Consider the following 16,995-nt stretch of genomic DNA (forward strand, 5'->3'; position numbering starts at 1 on the left):
CCCTTGACGCCGGCGCCGGATGGCGACTTCCTCGGCGCCGGGAGGACTGCCATGCAAAACCCGGACTCGCTCACCGCCGCCCTGTGGATGATTGGCGCCATCGTCTCCTTTTCCGCCATGGCCATCGCGGGCCGCGAGGCCGGGCTGACGCTGGACACCTTCGAGATCATGACCTACCGCAGCATGGTCGGGCTGCTGATCGTGGCCGCGGTGCTGACGGCCACCGGACGCTGGCATCAGGTGCGGCGGGACCGGCTGGGCGTGCATCTCCTGCGCAACACGGTCCATTTCACCGGCCAGAACCTGTGGTTCCTGGCGGTGACGCTGGTGCCGCTGGCGCAGGTTTTCGCGCTGGAGTTCACCTCGCCCCTTTGGGTCATCATCCTGTCGCCGCTCTTGCTGGGCGAGACCCTGACCCGGCGGCGGATGCTGGCCGTTGGCCTGGGCTTTGCCGGCATCCTGATCGTTGCCCGCCCCAGTCCGGACACCGTGAACCTGGGCCTCGCCGCGGCGGCCGGCTGCGCGATCTTCTTTGCCCTCACCGCGATCCTGACCAAACGGCTGACCCGGCACGAGACGACCGCCTCGATCCTGTTGTGGCTGACGGCGATGCAACTTGTGATGGGTCTGCTGGCAGCCGGATGGGACGGCGACATGGCGCTGCCGGATTCCTCCACCCTGCCCTGGCTGGTGCTGATCGGCATTGCCGGGCTCACCGCGCATTTCTGCCTGACCACCGCCCTGTCGCTGGCCCCCGCCAGCGTCGTGGTGCCGATCGATTTCGCCCGCCTGCCCGCAATCGCGATCCTGGGCATGGTGATCTACGGCGAGGCGCTGGATGCCTGGGTGCTGAGCGGCGCTGCCATCATCTGCATCGCGAATTACCTCAACATTGTTGCCGGAAATCCCGTCAGGTCCGCCCGCAACTGAAGGTTTCACGCTAGTTGCCGCTTGGTTACGGTTGATCTGCGGATTTCTGCCCTATTACCTTCGCGTAAAGCGGTCCGCTCAGGCCGCTACCAAGGGAGGAACAATGAAACGCTATCTTGCAACAACCGCCGCTCTGGCGCTGGTGTCCGGGCCTGCCATGGCCAGCGGCCTTGACCGCACCGGCCAGCCGATTGGGATTATCTTTGAAGAAGGCAACTACGCCGAATTCTCCTTCGCGACCACATCCGTGGACCTGTCGGGCAATGACCGCGCCACTCGTAGCGATGGCACCCCGCTTAACCCGTTTCAATCCGCCACCGGCGATGTCGGCGAACGGTTCAACATGTTCGGTGCGGGCTATAAGCGGGACCTCAACGAACAGCTGTCCTTCGCCCTGATCTTCGATCAGCCCTGGGGTGTGGACGTGAACTACCCGACCACCGGCTCTTTGCTGCTTGGCGGGACCACCGCGCAGGCGGACTCCAATGCGATCACCGCCCTCTTGCGCTACAAATTCAATGAGCGTTTCAGCGTTCATGGCGGTATCCGCTATCAGGAGATTGATGGCGAAATCAATCTGGCCGGTCTCGCCTATAGCGCCATTCCCGGCGGCACTTACAACGTGAATGTCAATAAGGACGGCGCTTTTGGCTGGGTGGCCGGCGTAGCCTATGAGATCCCGGAGATCGCTCTGCGCGCAGCGCTCACCTACAGCTCTGAAATCGAGCATGATTTCGACCTGAACGAGACTTTTGCCGGGGCCCCTGTCCTGAACGCTAACACTTCCACAACGACCAAAACACCGCAGTCAGTAAACCTGGACTTCCAGACCGGCATCGCAGCAGACACGCTGCTGTTCGGCGGCATCCGCTGGGCTGAACACAGCGTGACAGACCTTGTTCCCGCGCGATTGGGCCGTGACCTGATCGACCTGGACGATTCCTTTACCTACACGCTGGGGATCGGCCGCAGCTTCAACGAGAACTGGTCCGGGTCGCTGGCGTTTATCTATGCGGATGTGGACGGCGACGATCTGGTGTCGCCGCTGGCGCCGACCCACGGGTATGAGGCGATCCGGCTTGGCGTGCGCTATAAGCAGGACAACATGACCATTTCTGCCGGCATCCGCTATACCCAGCTGGGCGACGCGGTCGCTTCTCCCGGCGGCAACCCGGTCACCAACTTCCAAGACAACGATGCTGTCAGCTTTGGCCTGAAGGTCGGCTACAACTTCTGATCCGCTGGCAGGCTTCCGCCTGAACAGAGACAGCTTACACCCCGCCCTTTCAGGGCGGGGTTTTCTTTTGCCGCAAGAAACGGGTCGCTTGGCGTCCGCCCGCACGCTAGCTGAGGTGCATGAGCCCGCAAAAGACCATATCCCCCCGCGCCTGGGCCGAGCTGATCCTGCTCGGCGCGGTCTGGGGCGGATCGTTTCTGTCGATCCGCATCGCCCTGGATGAAATCCCCGTTGTGACCCTGGTGCTGCACCGCTGCGGCTGGGCGGCGCTGGTCCTGTGGGCCGCCGTACTGCTGATGCGGCTGCCGGTGCCAAGGGCGCCGCGGGTCTGGGCGGCGTTCCTGGTGATGGGGCTGCTCAATAACGTGATTCCCTTCGGGCTGATGGCCTGGGGGCAGCTGCATATCGAAACCGGCCTCACCTCGATCCTGAATGCGGCGACGGCCGTGTTCGGGGTGATCGTGGCGGCCCTGGCCTTTGCCGATGAGCGGCTGACGGCGCGCAAGGCGCTGGGGGTCGCCCTTGGCTTCCTGGGCGTGGCCACGGCCATCGGGCTGGAGCAATTTGCCGCCTTTGACATCCGCAGCACGGCGCAGCTGGCGGTGCTGGCGGGCACGGTATCCTATGCCTTTGCCAGCGCCTGGGCGCGGCTGCACCTGTCGGGCCTGCCGCCGCAGGTGGCGGCGGCGGGGATGCTCACGGGGTCAACCCTGTGCCTGGCACCGGCTGCGCTGCTGATTGACGGGCCTCCGGTGCTGGCGCTGGAAACGGACACATGGATGTCCATCGCCTATTTCTCGCTGATCGCCACTGCCGGGGCCTATCTGCTCTATTACCGGGTGCTGGGGCTGGCGGGCAGCGGCAACCTGATGCTGGTCACGCTGATCATCCCGCCGGTCGCCATCGTGCTGGGCGCCGCGGTGCTGGGCGAAGCGCTGAAACCGCAGGCCTATGCCGGTTTTGCCCTGCTGGCGGCGGGGCTGCTGATCCTGAACGGCAAGCCCCGGTTGCGGCGCAAGCGCGCACGGAATTGACCCAGCCCGCGCAGAGGATTAGCAAGGCCTGAAACCTTCAGGGACCACATAATCAATGCTCTACTCTTCCGCACAGGACTGGCGCGCGGCGCCGAACAAACGGGTGCTGTTCTTTGGCATGTCCGGGCTTGGCAAAACCTATGTCAGCAATGTACTGCGCGGGGCCGGCAGCTGGTTCCATTACTCCGTCGATTACCGCATCGGCACCCGCTACATGGGCGAATACATCGCCGACAACGCCAAGGCCGAGGCGATGAAAGTGCCGTTCCTGCGGGAGCTGCTGCTGTCGGATTCGATCTTCATCGGCTCCAACATCACCTTTGAAAACCTGACACCGGTCGCGGCTTATCTGGGCAAGCCGGGCGATGTGGCCAAGGGCGGGCTGCCGATCGCGGAATACAAGCGGCGGCAGGAGCAGTTCCGGGTCGCGGAGATCCGCGCGCTGCTGGACACCGAATATTTCGAAGACCGCGCGCAGCAGCTTTATGGCTATCCGAACTTCATCTGCGATACCGGCGGGTCGATCTGCGAATGGGTGGATGTGGACGATCCCCAGGACCAGATCATGTCCGAGCTCAGCAAGCACACGCTGATGGTCTGGATCAAGGGCGACGAGGCGCATACCGAGGAGCTGGTGCGCCGGTTCGACCGCGCCCCCAAGCCGATGTCCTATCAGCCGCAGTTCCTGGACCGTGTCTGGCAAGAGTATCTCAAGGAAAATGGCATAGCTGAGGGCGATGTGGACCCCGATGCCTTTATCCGCTGGACCTATGCCCAGGCGCTGGCGCACCGCCAGCCGCGCTATCAGGCGATGGCGGACAATTGGGGCATCACTGTCACCGCCGACCAGATCTCAGCCGTCAAGGATGAGGCCGGTTTCGTGGATTTGATCGCCTCCGCCCTTGAGGCCCGCAGCTAAGCCGCCTATTTCTCAGCTTCCGCTATATCGTACACCCTTCCGCAAATCAGGACAGTGACATGCCCATCAAGATCCCAGCAGACCTCCCCGCCTATGACGTTCTGACGAACGAAGGCGTGATGGTCATGTCGCCGGATCAGGCGGCGCGCCAGGATATCCGGGCGCTTCGCATCGGGCTGTTGAACCTGATGCCCAAGAAGATCCAGACCGAGAACCAGTTTGCCCGGCTGATCGGCGCCACGCCGCTGCAGATCGAGCTGAGCCTGATCCGGATGACCGAGCATCAGACCAAGAACACCGCGGCTGAGCATATGGAGGAGTTCTATCACTCCTTCCAGGACGTGAAGCACGAGAAGTTTGACGGGCTGATCATCACCGGCGCCCCGATCGAGCATCTGGAGTTCCCGGAAGTCACCTATTGGGACGAGATGCAGGAGGTGTTCGAGTGGACTCAGACCAACGTGCATTCGACCTTTGGCGTCTGCTGGGGCGGCATGGCGATGATCAACCATTTCCATGGCGTCAGAAAGCACATGCTGGACCACAAGGCGTTCGGCTGCTTCCGGCACCGGAACCTGGCGCCGGCCTCGCCGTACCTGCGCGGGTTTTCGGATGATTTCGTGATCCCGGTCAGCCGCTGGACCGAAATGAAACAGGCAGAGATCGACGCGGCCCCGGGGCTGCGCACCCTCTTGGGCAGCGATCAGGTCGGCCCCTGCCTGGTTGAGGACAAGGCGCACCGGGCGCTCTATATCTTCAACCATTTCGAATACGACAGTGATACGCTGAAGCAGGAATACGACCGCGACGTGGCCAATGGCACCCCGATCAACGTGCCGGACAACTACTATCCGAACGATGATCCCAGCCAGCAGCCGCAGAACCGCTGGCGCAGCCACGCGCATCTTCTGTATGGCAACTGGATCAATGAGATCTACCAGACCACGCCATATGAGCTGGATCAGATCGGCCGGTAGGATGCTGGTTTATCTGAGCCTCGCTGTTGCAACCGGCGCCGCGCTGACGGCCTGGCAGGCCGGACGGCGCGAGGCCGCCGCCGAGGCCAGCCACCCGCCGCAGGGTCAGGTGCTGGTGGTCGGGCGCCACCGGGTGCATGTGGTGGAGATGGGCCAGCCCAAGGGCAGCGCGCCGGACCTGGTGCTGATCCACGGCTCCAGCGGCAATACCCGGGACATGACCTTCCGGCTGGCGCCGGCGCTGGCAAGGGATTTCCGCATCCTGGTGTTCGACCGCCCGGGCCTGGGCTATTCCGACCGCCTGAACAGCAGCGGCGCAACGATCCGGCAGCAGGCGGACCTGCTGCGCCAGGCCGCGTCGCAGCTGGGCGCGCAGCAGCCTGTGGTGCTGGGGCAAAGCTATGGCGGTGCGGTGGCGCTGGCCTGGGCGGTCGACCACCCGGAGGCGCTGGCGGCGCTGGTGTCCGTTGCAGGCGTGTCGCACCCGTGGGACACGCCGCTGGACACGTTTTACAAGGTGACGTCGTCGCGGATCGGCAGCGCCCTCGCGATCCCGGCCCTGACCGCGTTTGTGTCCCGCGCCACCGTCATGGGCACGCTGGACGCGGTGTTTGCGCCGCAGCCGGTGCCGGAAGGCTATGCCGAGCATTTCGGCATCGGCCTGACGCTGCGGCGCAATTCGCTGCGGGCCAATGCCCGGCAGCGCGCCAACCTGCTGTCCGAGGTGAAGGCGCTGGCACCGCTTTACAGCCGGATCGGGGTGCCTGTCGAAATCGTCCACGGCACTGCGGATGACACCGTCAGCCCCAATATCCACGCGCGCCAGCTGGTGCGGGACGTCCCGAGTGCCGCCCTGACGCTGCTGGAGGGGATCGGCCACATGCCGCACCACGTGGCAACCGATGAAGTTGCCGCCGCGGTGCTGCGCGCTGCCGCCCGGGCAGATTTGCGTTAAGGCGATTCACATTCCATACTGCATCCCCATATAAGGTGTTGGGGACAGAAGGGTTTTGCATATGACGCTGCCATTTGACGGGGCCATCAGCCGCTACTACCAGACCGGCGCGCCGGAGGAGATCCGCAAGGCGATCCAGACCGCGGACAAGGACGAAATCATCACCCCCAGCTATCCGCACCGGGAGCGGATGGCGCGCAAGACCTACGAGACGGAGCTGGAGGCGCTGCAGATCGAACTGGTCAAGCTGCAGGCCTGGGTCAAGGCCAGCGGCGCGCGCATCGCCATTGTGCTGGAGGGCCGCGATGCTGCCGGCAAGGGCGGCACCATCAAACGCTTCCGCGAAAACCTGAACCCGCGCGGCGCCCGGGTTGTGGCGCTGTCCAAACCCAGCGAAGAAGAGCAGAGCCAGTGGTACTTTCAGCGCTACATCCAGCATTTGCCGTCGGGCGGCGAGATCGTGTTCTTCGACCGCAGCTGGTACAACCGCGGCGTGGTGGAAAAGGTGTTCGGTTTTTGCACCGATGACCAGCGCGAGCGGTTCTTTCACCAGGTGAAGGGGTTTGAGCAGGCGCTGGTGGAGGACGGCGTCAAGCTGTTCAAGTTCTGGCTCAACGTCGGCCGGGCGGAACAGCTGCGCCGGTTCCTGAAGCGGGAATCCGACCCTCTGAAGCAGTGGAAGCTGAGCCCGATCGACGTCAAGGGGCTGGAGAAATGGGACGCCTACACGGACGCGATCTCCGAGACGCTCGCGCGCAGCCATTGCCCCGAGGCCCCCTGGACCATCGTGCGCTCCGACGGCAAGCGGCGGGCGCGGCTGGCGGCGATCCGGGCCGTGCTGTGCGGCATTGACTATGACAACAAGGACGCCAAGGCCATCGGCGCCCTGGACACGGAAATTTGCGGAGGCCCGGACATCTGGGATGCCTAAACGCGGTTATCATCACGGCAACCTGCGCCAGGCGCTGGTCGAAGCCGCCCTGCAGCTGATCGAGGCCAAGGGCCCGACCGGCTTCACCCTGTCGGAGGCCGCCAAAACGGCGGGTGTCACCCCGGCCGCGGTTTATCGCCATTTCGAAGGGCGCGAAGACCTGATCGCCGAGGCCGCGCGCCAGGGCTACATCATGTTTGCCGACCTGATGCAGCACGCCTATGACAAGTACCAGCCCTCGGCGCTGGCCGCGTTCGAGGCGACGGGCCGGGCTTATCTGGCCTTTGCGCGCAAGCATCCGGGCCATTACATCGCCATGTTCGAAAGCGGTGTGTCAGTGAACCGCACGCCGGAGCTGGCCGATGCCGCCGCCCGCGCGCGGCAGATCCTGGAACGCGCCGCGGCGGACCTGAGCCAGCACATCCCCGAACACAAACGCCCGCCGGCCTCGATGTTCTCGGCGCATGTTCTGGCGATGAGCCACGGGGTGGTGGAGCTTTATGCCCGCAACTCTCCCGGCGCCACCTCTCCGTTTCCGCCCGAGGATCTGCTGGAAAGCGGCATTGGCATCTATTTACGCGGGCTGGGTCTGATAGAGCCGGACAGCTAGAACGGACAGTTAGTACCGGCTGGCGGGCTGCGGCGCGCTCAGCTCGTCACCGACATTGATCAGATGGACCTCGCCGATGCCCTTGATGTCTTCGGGGCCGATGTCGGTGACGCGGAACTCCTCCGACAGTGCGGCCTTCATCTCTTCGGGGGCGACGATTTTCATCGGATTGGCAAAGACTTGCAGGCGGGACGCCAGGTTCACCGCGGGGCCGAACACGTCGTAGACGTATTTCTGGATCCCCACCACCGAGCCGACGGCGGAGCCGGTGCCGAGCCCGATCCGCGCCTGCCATTTGTGCTGGTGGCTTTGATTGCGCCGCTCCAGATAACGCAGGAAGCGGGTGGCGCAATGGGCCACGGCGGTGGCGTGTTCGGGCATCGGTTCCGGCATCCCGGCCACCGCCAGATACGCGTCGCCAATGGTCTTGATCCGCTCGCAGCCGAATTGCTCGACGATGCGGTCGAAGGCGGTGAAGATGTCGTTCAACTCGCCCAGCGTGACCGTCGGATCGGTGCGGGAGGCGAAATCGGTGAAATTCACAAAATCCAGCATCACCACCGAGACCTTGGGATAGAGCTGCGGGGTGACGACGCCAAAGGTTTTGAACTCCTCATATACCTGCCGCGGCATCAGGTTCAGCAACAGCCGCTCCACCCGCTCCTTCTCGCGCTCCAGCTCGCGGGTGTTGCGCTCCACCATGGCGGAATAGCTGTCGATCATGCTTTCCAGTTCGCGGATGCGGGTGATGTTCTGGCATTCCACCACCAGGAGCGCCTCGTCCAGATGGCTGGCCTGCGAGATGTTGATGGCAAAGACCAGCGTGCGCCGCTTGCGCTTGATCTTCAGCTCCGCTGAATAGCGCAGCCCCTCCTCGCACAGCGGCCCCAGATCCGCGCGGTCCAGCCCGTCGATGGCATCGGTCAGCGCCGCGCCCTCGCCCGGCGTGCCGAACCATTCCGCAAAGGGCTGATTGTGAAAGACAAACCCAAGGTCAGAGGCCCGCACCACCGCCACCCCGACGCCAATCGCGCGCAGCAGCTGCTCGTTGATGGCGGCAATGCTCATGCCGCGTTCCTGGTGACGATGATGTTGCGTTTGGCCTCGATCGCGGTCAGCGTGGTGCGCACATCCGGTTCGGACAGGCCGTGCTGCTCCAGTGCCTCCTTGAGCAGGGCCGCCATTTCGTCGAAATCCTCATGGGTGATGCCAAGCGCCCTGTGCACCGCCTCCAGCCGCTCGTCGCTGAAGGCGGCCGGCCCGCCCAGGAGCGAGGAGATGAACTTGGTCTGATGGTCAATCAGCCGCGCCATGTCGACGTCGGCGAAGTAGTCGCCGATCTGATCGGACTCGAGCGCCATCTCGTAAAATGTCATCACGACTCGGCTGATGGCGCTGAACCCGCCGTATTTCTCATAGATGGTTTGCGGCATGGCAGCTGTCCTCCCAACAGGAAGCAGTCAGCCCATGTTACGCCAGTTCTGCCAAAAAGTTAACGGCCCTGGGACCTGGCCGGTCCCGGGCCGCACATCAAGCCGGTTTGCCGCGGGCAAAGCCCTGCCCGGCCTCAGGCCGCGTTTTCGTCCGCGCCTTGGTCGGTGAAGGTCACCAGATCGGCGACGATGCCCTGCAGGCCTTCGAGCAGTTCAACCGTCGGCTGCGCCGACAGCAGCGGTGCCATTTCCCGGATCAGCGGCAGCGGCAGATCCCACCAGCGCAGCTCCTGCAGTTTTTCGCAGACCGCGTCGTCAAACCGCTTGCGCACCCGCTGGGCCGGGTTGCCCGCCCAGACCTCATAGGCACCGACATCGCTGGCGACAGTGGCATTCGGTCCGATGACGGCACCATTGCCGATGGTCACACCGGCGAGCACGGTGGCATTGGCACCGATCCAGACGTCGTTGCCGATGACAACATCGCCGCCGTTCTGCCGCGGAACGTGCACCCCGGCGCCGCCCAGTTCTTCGCAGAAAACCTCGCCAAAGGGGAAGGCGGTGATCCGGTCCAGCATGGGCGAGGCATCCAGCAGGATCCGCATCCCTCTGCCGATGCTGCAGAACGCGCCAATGGACACATTGGCCCCGCCGCCCTGCTCCTGGATGTCCAGATCCTCGTAGCCATGAGTGAAGCGGCCGATGTCCAGCTGCCCGTTGCCGATCGGAGCAGTCTTGGGGTTCTCCGGTGTTACCATTATCTGTCCTGCCTTCGCTTGCTGGTCGCTCGGTTCAGGAAACAAATTAGAAAATCTTCCTAAAAGAACCCTGAAAGATTTCGGCAAAAGCGGGGAGGTTCAAAAAAACAGGCACAAAAAAAGGGCCCGCCAGCGGCGGACCCTTTCGAATTGGATATGTTCCGAATTAACGCTTCGAGAACTGGAACGAACGGCGGGCTTTGGCCTTGCCGTATTTCTTCCGTTCCACAACGCGGCTGTCGCGGGTCAGGAAGCCTGCTGCTTTCAGCGCGCCGCGCAGGGCGGGATCGTAAAGCTGCAGCGCTTTGGAAATGCCGTGCTTGACCGCACCGGCCTGACCGGACAGGCCGCCGCCCTTGACGGTGGCGTAAACGTCAAACTCGCCTTCGACGCCGGCAACCTGGAACGGCTGGCGCAGGATCATCTGCAGCACCGGACGGGCGAAGTACTTGTTGATTTCCTTGCCGTTCACCTCGACCTTGCCGGAGCCCGGCTTGATCCAGACGCGGGCAACAGCGTCTTTACGCTTGCCGGTGGCATAGGCACGGCCCAGTTCGTCACGAACCGGCTCACGCGCGATGGTTTCCTCAGCCACTGCTTCCACACCGGTTGCAGCTGCGAGCTCTTCGAGAGTGTTGATCTGATCAGCCATCGATATCAGCTCCGGGTGTTTTTCTTGTTCATGGATTTGACATCCAGAACTTCGGGGGCCTGGGCTTCGTGCGGGTGCTCGGCACCGGCATAGATACGCAGGTTGGTCATCTGCTGGCGCGCCAGGCGGTTGCCCGGCAGCATGCGCTTGACGGCCTGGAACACGACGCGCTCCGGGTGTGCACCTTCCAGGATTTCCTGTTTGGTGCGCGACTTGATGCCGCCCGGGTGGCCGGTGTGCCAGTAGAATTTTTCGTCACGCTTTTTGCCGGTCATCTGCACCTTGTCGGCGTTGATGATGATGACGTTGTCGCCCATATCCATATGCGGGGTGAACGAGGCTTTGTGCTTGCCACGCAGGCGCATGGCAACGATCGAGGCAAGACGGCCCAGAACAACGCCCTCGGCGTCGATCAGGATCCACTTCTTCTCGATATCTGCCGGAGTAGCAGAGAAGGTTTTCATGGCAGGTCAATCCTGTTTGTCGTGAAGGCAGAATCCAAAACGGTCCCGCCTGAATGCGATGGAGGGGGTTTACGGGGATCGCAATGCTGCGTCAACAGGGGTAATCAAGAATAAATCGTTGCCAAACAATGCGTTACAAATTAGGTATTATATTACCCCATAAATTCAGACGCTGATCTGCTCCGGCGGGTTGTCCAGCAGGGCACGCAGGCGCAGCATCGCCTCCTCGAAGCGCTTCAGCGGCACGTGGGCATTGACGGCGATGCGCACCGCGTGCGGGGCGCGGCCGTCGCGCAGGGCAAATTCATCCGCCGACCGGACCTGCACCCCGTTGGCCTCTGCCGCGCGGGTAAAGGCCGCCGCCCGCCAGCCCGAGGGCAGCCGCAGCCACAGGAATGGCACATCCGGGTTCCAGGTCAGGTCAAAGCCGCCCAGTGCATTGACTGCCACCCGCACATAGCGGGCCATCTCGGCGCGCACCTTGTCCACCAGTCCGGGCAGCCGTGGATCGGTCAGCAGGATGCGGACCAGATCGGCCAGCGGCTGCGCCAGCCCGAAATAACCGTATTCCGCCACCCGCCGCAGATCGGCGGCCCGCCCCTCCGGCGCCAGCGCAAAGCCGACGCGCAAGGCGGGCGTCAGGATCTTGGAGATCGAGGACACATGCCAGGCCAGTTCCGGCGCCAGCGCCCGGTAGCCCGGCGCCCGCGCCTCGCCCAGGCGGTAGCAGTCGTCTTCGACGATCTGCACGCCATGGCGGCGGGCGATCCGGACGATTTCCTTGCGCCGCTCCAAAGGCGTGTAAAGCCCGGTGGGATTGTGCACCTCGGGGCTGGTGCACAGGACGGTGGCGCCGGTCTTGCGGATCGCCAGCTCCATCGAATCCGGGCGGATACCGTGTTCGTCCATCGCCACCTCGACCACCTGGGCCCGCAGCAGCTCTGAGGCGCGGCGGAAGCCCGCATAGGTCAGATCCTCCACCATGATCACCGGCTGCGGCCCCTCCAGGATGGCTTGCAGCACCACCATCAGCCCGTTCTGGCCGCCGTGCGTCAGTACGATGTCATTTTCGGTCACGGTGCCGACCGGCGATTGCCCCACCCAGGCGGCGGCGGCCTGGCGCACCGGCAGATAGGCGTCGCGGGTCGGGTAATTCAGGAATTTCCGGGCGTCGCCCTCCGCCACCTTGTGCAGCGCCTCGCGCACCGCGGCCACCTGCCCCATGTCGGCAATCCGCGGGCTGAACAGGCTGACATGGCCGGGATCGCGCGCCTCGGCCAGATGCAGCTGCCGCGACCATACGTCATCCGGCACCGGTTTCTTCTTTTCGGCTACAAAGGTGCCGCGCCCCACCTCGGCCTCCAGCACGCCCTCATCGGTCAGAATGCTGTAGGCGCGGGCCACGGTGCCGGGCGTAATGCTCAACTGGTACGCGAGATCGCGCACCGGAGGTAACTTTGTACCGGTTTTCAAGCCACCGGTTTCGACGGCTGACCGGATTGTGTCGGCCACCATTTTGTACTTCGGCCCCTTGGCCCCTGCCAGGCTCTGCGGCCAAATTGTACCCATTACAATCCATCCTTGGACAATACTCTTACCCCTTTGTATCAGAACATCACGACAAATCAACAGGATTGTATCAACACAATACGAAGGAAGCCTCCCATGGCACAGCACACGCAAATGGCACAATCGAATATGTCCTTTCTGAACAGCCGCCCGGCCCTGCCGGTGCTGGCGCAGTGGGCTGTCCTGTTTGCCGTGCTGGTCACCAAATGGAGCCTGCGCCACCGAACCCGGTGCCAGCTGAAACACCTGAGCGACGCGCAGCTGGAGGACATCGGCGTGTCCCGTGCCGACGCTCATTATCAAGCCACTCTTCCGTTCTGGCGCCCATGATCCCCTGGGCAAAAGAACAACCTGACGGCCGGGGTTCGCCCCGGCCTTTTTTTGTCCGCCCGCCCACGCCCGGCAGAGCCGCCCGCCCATGCGTTACCAGCTATGCGGAAATTTAAGGTTGAACGAATCTTTCATGGGTCCTACATGCCCCCTCACTTTCGGCACCGATCCCAACCCCGGACCCTTATCCGGGGGGGCGCTAAGGGCCGTCTGGATTGTCATCTGCTGGAACGAAGGGGAGCGCCATGAAAGACGCCAACCTCTTCCAACTGGGGATCGGTCTGGAGACAGGCGCCCATGAGGAAGATACCGCCCGCGGTGTAACTGCCGCGAATCTTGATGCTGTTGTTGAGTCCGACCGCGAAGACCATTTCATCCGCAAGGATGGCAAGGTGTTCGCCGGCACGCATCTGATCATCGAAGTGATGAAGGGCACCGGCCTGGACTGCGAAGAGCGCATCCAGAACGCCTTCCGCAAATGTGTCGAGGTCTGCGGCGCCACCCTGCTGCACATCCACACCCACAAGTTCTCGCCTCAGGGCGTCTCGGGCGTTGCGGTGCTGGCGGAAAGCCACATCTCTGTCCACACCTGGCCGGAAATCGGCTATGGCGCGTTTGACGTGTTCATGTGCGGCGACGCCGAGCCGTGGAAAGCCGTCGGCGTGCTGAAAGAGGCGTTCAACACCGACATGGTGGAAGTGCGCGAACTGCTGCGCGGGGAGGAGCTGATCGCCAAGGAGGTCGCGGCATGAGCGATGCCGCGAAGAAGGAGTGGGTCACCGAGAGCCTGCACGCGCATTACGCCCAGCGTTTGCGCGTGGACGAGATGCTCTATGACAGCAACACCGAGCACCAGCGCCTGAAAGTGTTCCAGAACGGCCAGTTCGGCCGCATCCTGACGCTGGACGACGTGGTGCAGACCACCGAAGGCGACAACTTCATCTACCACGAAATGCTGACCCATGTGCCGATCCTGGCGCATGGCAATGCAAAGCGCGTGCTGATCATCGGCGGCGGCGACGGCGGCATGGCCCGCGAGGCGCTGCGCCACACCTCGGTCGAGCATGTCACCATGGTGGAGATCGACGGCGGCGTGGTGGATTTCTCGAAAGAGTATCTGCCGATGCTGAGCGATGGCGCTTTTGACGACCCGCGCCTCAATCTGGTGATCAACGACGGTGCGCTCTTCATGAAAGAGAACACCGAGAAGTTCGACGTGATCATCGTCGATTCGACCGACCCGATCGGCCCCGGTGAAGTTCTGTTCACCGACACGTTCTATGGACACGCGGCGCGCTCGCTGACGGAGGACGGAATCATCGTTACCCAGAACGGCGTGCCGTTCATGCAGGGCGAGGAGCTGACCGGCACCCTGCGGGCGTTTCAGGCGCTGTTTGCCGACGCCTCGTGCTATCTGGCGACCGTGCCGACCTATGCCGGCGGGCCGATGGCCTTTGGCTGGGGCAGCCGCTCGGACAAGGCGCGCAACGTGAGCCTTGAAGAGCTGGAGGCGCGTTTTGCCGCCGCCGGGATCGACACCGGGTATTACAACCCGGAGGTTCACAAGGCCGCGTTCGCCTTGCCGAACTACGTGAAGAAACTTTTCCCCTAAGCGGGCGGCACAAGGGGGCTTCGGCCCCCTTTTTCATGGCTGAAGCACCTGTCCTGCCCAAGCGCCCCGCGCTCGCGCCTAGCCTGCCCTCCGGGCTGGACGGCCCCGCCCCTAACGTAGCCGGCCCTAACGTTGCGCGCCAATCCCCCTTGGCCTGACTGCCAGTCTTTGCTAGGCGCGGCAGGATCTTACTCACAAGTGGCAGGCCAAATGCAGCGCGACCCCATCCTTGTTGTTGACCGCGAAACCGGCGAGACCTTCGAAGAGGTTGTGCTGGGCGAGAAATGGATCCGCTGGGCCTATCAGACCGCCAGCGCCAGGCCGGTGGAGAAACTGCTGTTCCGCTCCGCGCTCATCAGCCGGCTGATGGGTGCCTGGTTCGACTCGCGGTTTTCCAGGGGGAAGATTGCCAAGGTTGTCGAGGATCTGTCGATCGACATGTCGGAGGCCACGGCGCCTGCGGACAGCTACGGCTGTTTCAACGACTTCTTCGTGCGCCACCTGAAACCCGAAGCCCGTCCCTTCAGCGATGATCCGGCGGACATCGTCTCCCCCGCGGACGGGCGCGTGCTGGTGTTTCCGGAACTGGCGGAGGATGTCTTTGTCCCGGTCAAGGGCCATCCGATGTCGGTCCGCACCATGCTGCCGGGCATTGCCGAGCGTTTCACCGGCGGCGCGCTGGCGATTGTGCGGCTGTGCCCGGCGGATTATCACCGCTACCACTTCCCGGCGGCGGGGCGCATCACAGCGGCGCAGGACATTCCCGGCGCGCTGCATTCGGTCAACCCGATTGCGCTGGGGGCCGGGCCGGATGTGTTTGGCGAGAACAAGCGCAGCTGGACCCTGGTCGAGACCAAAAACTTCGGCAGCTACTGCTTTGTCGAGGTCGGCGCCTTTGGCGTCGGCGCCATCGTCAACACCCGCACGACAGGCGCGGTGCAGAAGATGGACGAAAAGGGCTACTTCAAGTTCGGCGGCTCCACCGTGGTGGTGGTGTTCGAACCGGGCAGGATCCGCTTTGCCGAAGACCTCGCGGCCAACAGCGCCAAGGGCCGGGAGACGCTGGTCAAGGTCGGCCAGCCGCTTGCCACCGCGCTTTAACGCTTGGGCGGGATCGAATAGGTCATGGAGGCGCGGGCGACCGGCTCCTCCATGCCTTCGGAATACATCAGCACATCCGCCACCGCCAGGACCCGGCCCAGCTTCAACAGCCGCGCCTCGGCAATCACATCCGCGCCCGCCACGGGTTTGCGCATGAAATCCAATGAGCAATTGGTGGTGACGGCCAGCGCCTCGCGCCCCAGCCGCGACAGGATCAGCGCATAGATCGCGCAGTCGGCCAGCGCAAACATCGACGGCCCCGACACGGTGCCGCCCGGCCGCAGGTGACGCTCCGCGGTCAGCAGGCGCATCCGCAGGCCGTGCTCATCCAATGCATCAATGGCAAAGTCGTCCTTCACCTGCGGAAAGATCTCATGCAGGTAGTCCGTCAGACCTGCGACATCAAATGCCAGTGCCATGCTTTTCCTTTCCCTTCGCGCTGACTAGAGTTGGCGCAACCCTTGGGAGGAGAGCAAGATGGCAATTCTGGAACGTTGCGACACGGGGAATATCGCCCGGCTGACCCTGAACACACCGGAAAAGCTGAACGCGCTGTCGGACGAGATGCTGGCGGCGCTGCAGGACCAGATAGATGCCCTGCGCGAGGACAGCAGCATCAAAGTGGTGATCCTGTCCGGCGCCGGCAAAGGGTTCTGCGCGGGTCATGATATCAAGCAAATGACGGCCGGGCGCAGCTCCGAGGATGGCGGCAAGGCTTACTTCCAGGATCTGTTCGCCCGCTGCACCAGCGTGATGATGGGGCTGCAATCGCTGCCCCAGCCGGTGATTGCCCAGGTCCATGGCATCGCCACGGCGGCGGGCTGCCAGCTGGTCGCCTCCTGCGATCTTGCGGTGGCGGCGGAAGGCACCAGGTTCGGCGTCAACGGGGTGAACATCGGCCTGTTCTGCTCCACCCCGATGGTGGCGCTGTCGCGCAACATCCCGCGCAAGCAGGCGTTTGAGCTGCTGACCACGGGGGAGTTCATCGACGCCGCCCGCGCGGTGGATCTGGGGCTGGCCAACCGCGCCGTGCCGCTGGAGGAGCTGGAGGCGGAAACCGCCAAGCTGGCCGAAACCATCGCCGCAAAACTGGGGGCCGCGGTCAAGATCGGCAAGCAGGCGTTTTATGAGCAGCTGCAGATGCCGCTGGATCAGGCCTATGCCTATACCAGCGGGGTGATTGTCGAGAACCTGATGTACCGCGACACCATCGAAGGCATGGCCGCCTTCATCGAAAAACGCGCGCCGGACTGGCAGGAATAAGGTTTTCTGAAAATTTTCGGAGAACTTTAGGCTTTGTTTACCAATCGAAACCTATTGTTTCCTTAAGACGCCAGCCAACTGCCTTTCAATTCGGGCGGAAAGATGGCAAAGATTGGGCAAGGCCGGCGCACAGTCACAGGCCTGCACAATTTGGGCTGCTGCTGCGGAAGGGTCCCTCCAGCCGGTTCTCTCTCACCGGTCGATCATTCCCGCGGCGGCG

General features: G+C 63.5%; 20 protein-coding genes. 13 read left to right on the forward strand and 7 right to left on the reverse strand.

Annotated elements, in window-relative coordinates; genetic code table 11:
• The first annotated feature begins 51 nt into the window (after positions 1–51).
• From B2P87_RS15070 to B2P87_RS15105, 8 genes are all read left to right on the forward strand, one after another.
• Entirely contained in the window at positions 52–930 is an 879-nt protein-coding gene (locus tag B2P87_RS15070) for a DMT family transporter (protein WP_141890225.1), read from the forward strand.
• Between the two features lie 103 nt (positions 931–1,033).
• Positions 1,034–2,167 (forward strand): OmpP1/FadL family transporter, encoded by a 1,134-nt coding sequence (locus B2P87_RS15075; RefSeq protein WP_141890224.1) that lies wholly within the window; start codon positions 1,034–1,036, stop codon positions 2,165–2,167.
• A gap of 119 nt (positions 2,168–2,286) precedes the next feature.
• Complete coding sequence (locus tag B2P87_RS15080) at positions 2,287–3,201, forward strand: DMT family transporter (RefSeq protein WP_141890223.1); 915 nt, start codon at positions 2,287–2,289, stop codon at positions 3,199–3,201.
• 55 nt (positions 3,202–3,256) lie between these two features.
• A complete protein-coding gene (locus tag B2P87_RS15085) occupies positions 3,257–4,120 on the forward strand; it encodes an ATPase (RefSeq protein WP_141890222.1) in 864 nt (287 codons plus the stop codon).
• A gap of 59 nt (positions 4,121–4,179) precedes the next feature.
• Positions 4,180–5,097, forward strand: coding sequence for a homoserine O-acetyltransferase MetA (metA, locus tag B2P87_RS15090; RefSeq protein ID WP_141890221.1), 918 nt, complete (start codon positions 4,180–4,182; stop codon positions 5,095–5,097).
• Between the two features lies 1 nt (position 5,098).
• Complete coding sequence (locus tag B2P87_RS15095; protein ID WP_141892067.1) at positions 5,099–6,052, forward strand: alpha/beta fold hydrolase; 954 nt, start codon at positions 5,099–5,101, stop codon at positions 6,050–6,052.
• 61 nt (positions 6,053–6,113) lie between these two features.
• Positions 6,114–6,983, forward strand: a complete 870-nt coding sequence (ppk2, locus tag B2P87_RS15100; protein WP_141890220.1) for a polyphosphate kinase 2 — start codon at positions 6,114–6,116, stop codon at positions 6,981–6,983.
• A complete protein-coding gene (locus B2P87_RS15105; RefSeq protein ID WP_141890219.1) occupies positions 6,976–7,593 on the forward strand; it encodes a TetR/AcrR family transcriptional regulator in 618 nt (205 codons plus the stop codon). Before ppk2 ends, B2P87_RS15105 begins: the two co-directional genes overlap by 8 nt.
• Before the next feature lie 9 nt (positions 7,594–7,602).
• Here the strand turns inward: B2P87_RS15105 and B2P87_RS15110 are convergent, their stop codons facing one another.
• The 6 genes from B2P87_RS15110 to B2P87_RS15135 form a co-directional block, all read right to left on the reverse strand.
• Complete coding sequence (locus B2P87_RS15110; protein WP_141890218.1) at positions 7,603–8,661, reverse strand: adenylate/guanylate cyclase domain-containing protein; 1,059 nt, start codon at positions 8,659–8,661, stop codon at positions 7,603–7,605.
• Positions 8,658–9,026 (reverse strand): group I truncated hemoglobin, encoded by a 369-nt coding sequence (locus tag B2P87_RS15115; protein WP_141890217.1) that lies wholly within the window; start codon positions 9,024–9,026, stop codon positions 8,658–8,660. The genes B2P87_RS15110 and B2P87_RS15115 overlap by 4 nt, the downstream gene beginning before the upstream one ends.
• 134 nt (positions 9,027–9,160) lie before the next feature.
• Positions 9,161–9,784 (reverse strand): CatB-related O-acetyltransferase, encoded by a 624-nt coding sequence (locus B2P87_RS15120; RefSeq protein ID WP_141890216.1) that lies wholly within the window; start codon positions 9,782–9,784, stop codon positions 9,161–9,163.
• 166 nt (positions 9,785–9,950) lie between these two features.
• Positions 9,951–10,436: a 30S ribosomal protein S9 gene (gene rpsI / locus B2P87_RS15125; RefSeq protein WP_058286771.1), complete on the reverse strand. Its 486-nt coding sequence runs from the start codon at positions 10,434–10,436 to the stop codon at positions 9,951–9,953.
• 5 nt (positions 10,437–10,441) lie between these two features.
• Positions 10,442–10,900: a 50S ribosomal protein L13 gene (gene rplM, locus B2P87_RS15130; protein ID WP_008554374.1), complete on the reverse strand. Its 459-nt coding sequence runs from the start codon at positions 10,898–10,900 to the stop codon at positions 10,442–10,444.
• A 165-nt stretch (positions 10,901–11,065) separates the two neighbouring features.
• Entirely contained in the window at positions 11,066–12,469 is a 1,404-nt protein-coding gene (locus B2P87_RS15135; protein WP_141890215.1) for a PLP-dependent aminotransferase family protein, read from the reverse strand.
• 114 nt (positions 12,470–12,583) lie between these two features.
• Between B2P87_RS15135 and B2P87_RS15140 the strand changes: the two genes are divergently transcribed.
• From B2P87_RS15140 to asd, 4 genes are all read left to right on the forward strand, one after another.
• On the forward strand, positions 12,584–12,799 hold the full coding sequence (locus B2P87_RS15140; protein WP_286852837.1) for a DUF1127 domain-containing protein: 216 nt from the start codon (positions 12,584–12,586) through the stop codon (positions 12,797–12,799).
• Between the two features lie 245 nt (positions 12,800–13,044).
• Positions 13,045–13,551: an adenosylmethionine decarboxylase gene (gene speD / locus B2P87_RS15145; RefSeq protein ID WP_058286768.1), complete on the forward strand. Its 507-nt coding sequence runs from the start codon at positions 13,045–13,047 to the stop codon at positions 13,549–13,551.
• Positions 13,548–14,411 (forward strand): polyamine aminopropyltransferase, encoded by an 864-nt coding sequence (gene speE / locus B2P87_RS15150; RefSeq protein WP_141890213.1) that lies wholly within the window; start codon positions 13,548–13,550, stop codon positions 14,409–14,411. Before speD ends, speE begins: the two co-directional genes overlap by 4 nt.
• A gap of 210 nt (positions 14,412–14,621) precedes the next feature.
• The gene (gene asd / locus B2P87_RS15155) at positions 14,622–15,512 is read left to right on the forward strand and encodes an archaetidylserine decarboxylase (RefSeq protein ID WP_141890212.1); all 891 of its coding nucleotides are present in this window, start codon (positions 14,622–14,624) and stop codon (positions 15,510–15,512) included.
• Here the strand turns inward: asd and B2P87_RS15160 are convergent.
• Entirely contained in the window at positions 15,509–15,931 is a 423-nt protein-coding gene (locus B2P87_RS15160) for a PaaI family thioesterase (protein WP_141890211.1), read from the reverse strand. The two genes, asd and B2P87_RS15160, sit on opposite strands and share 4 nt — an antisense overlap.
• A gap of 58 nt (positions 15,932–15,989) precedes the next feature.
• Here B2P87_RS15160 and B2P87_RS15165 point away from each other — a divergent pair, with 58 nt between their 5' ends.
• Positions 15,990–16,775 carry an enoyl-CoA hydratase gene (locus tag B2P87_RS15165; RefSeq protein WP_141890210.1) on the forward strand — a complete coding sequence of 262 codons (786 nt, stop codon included), beginning with the start codon at positions 15,990–15,992 and terminating at the stop codon, positions 16,773–16,775.
• The last annotated feature ends 220 nt before the right edge of the window (positions 16,776–16,995 follow it).

Source organism: Leisingera sp. UBA4491, assembly GCF_002388965.1.
GTDB lineage: Bacteria > Pseudomonadota > Alphaproteobacteria > Rhodobacterales > Rhodobacteraceae > Leisingera > Leisingera aquaemixtae.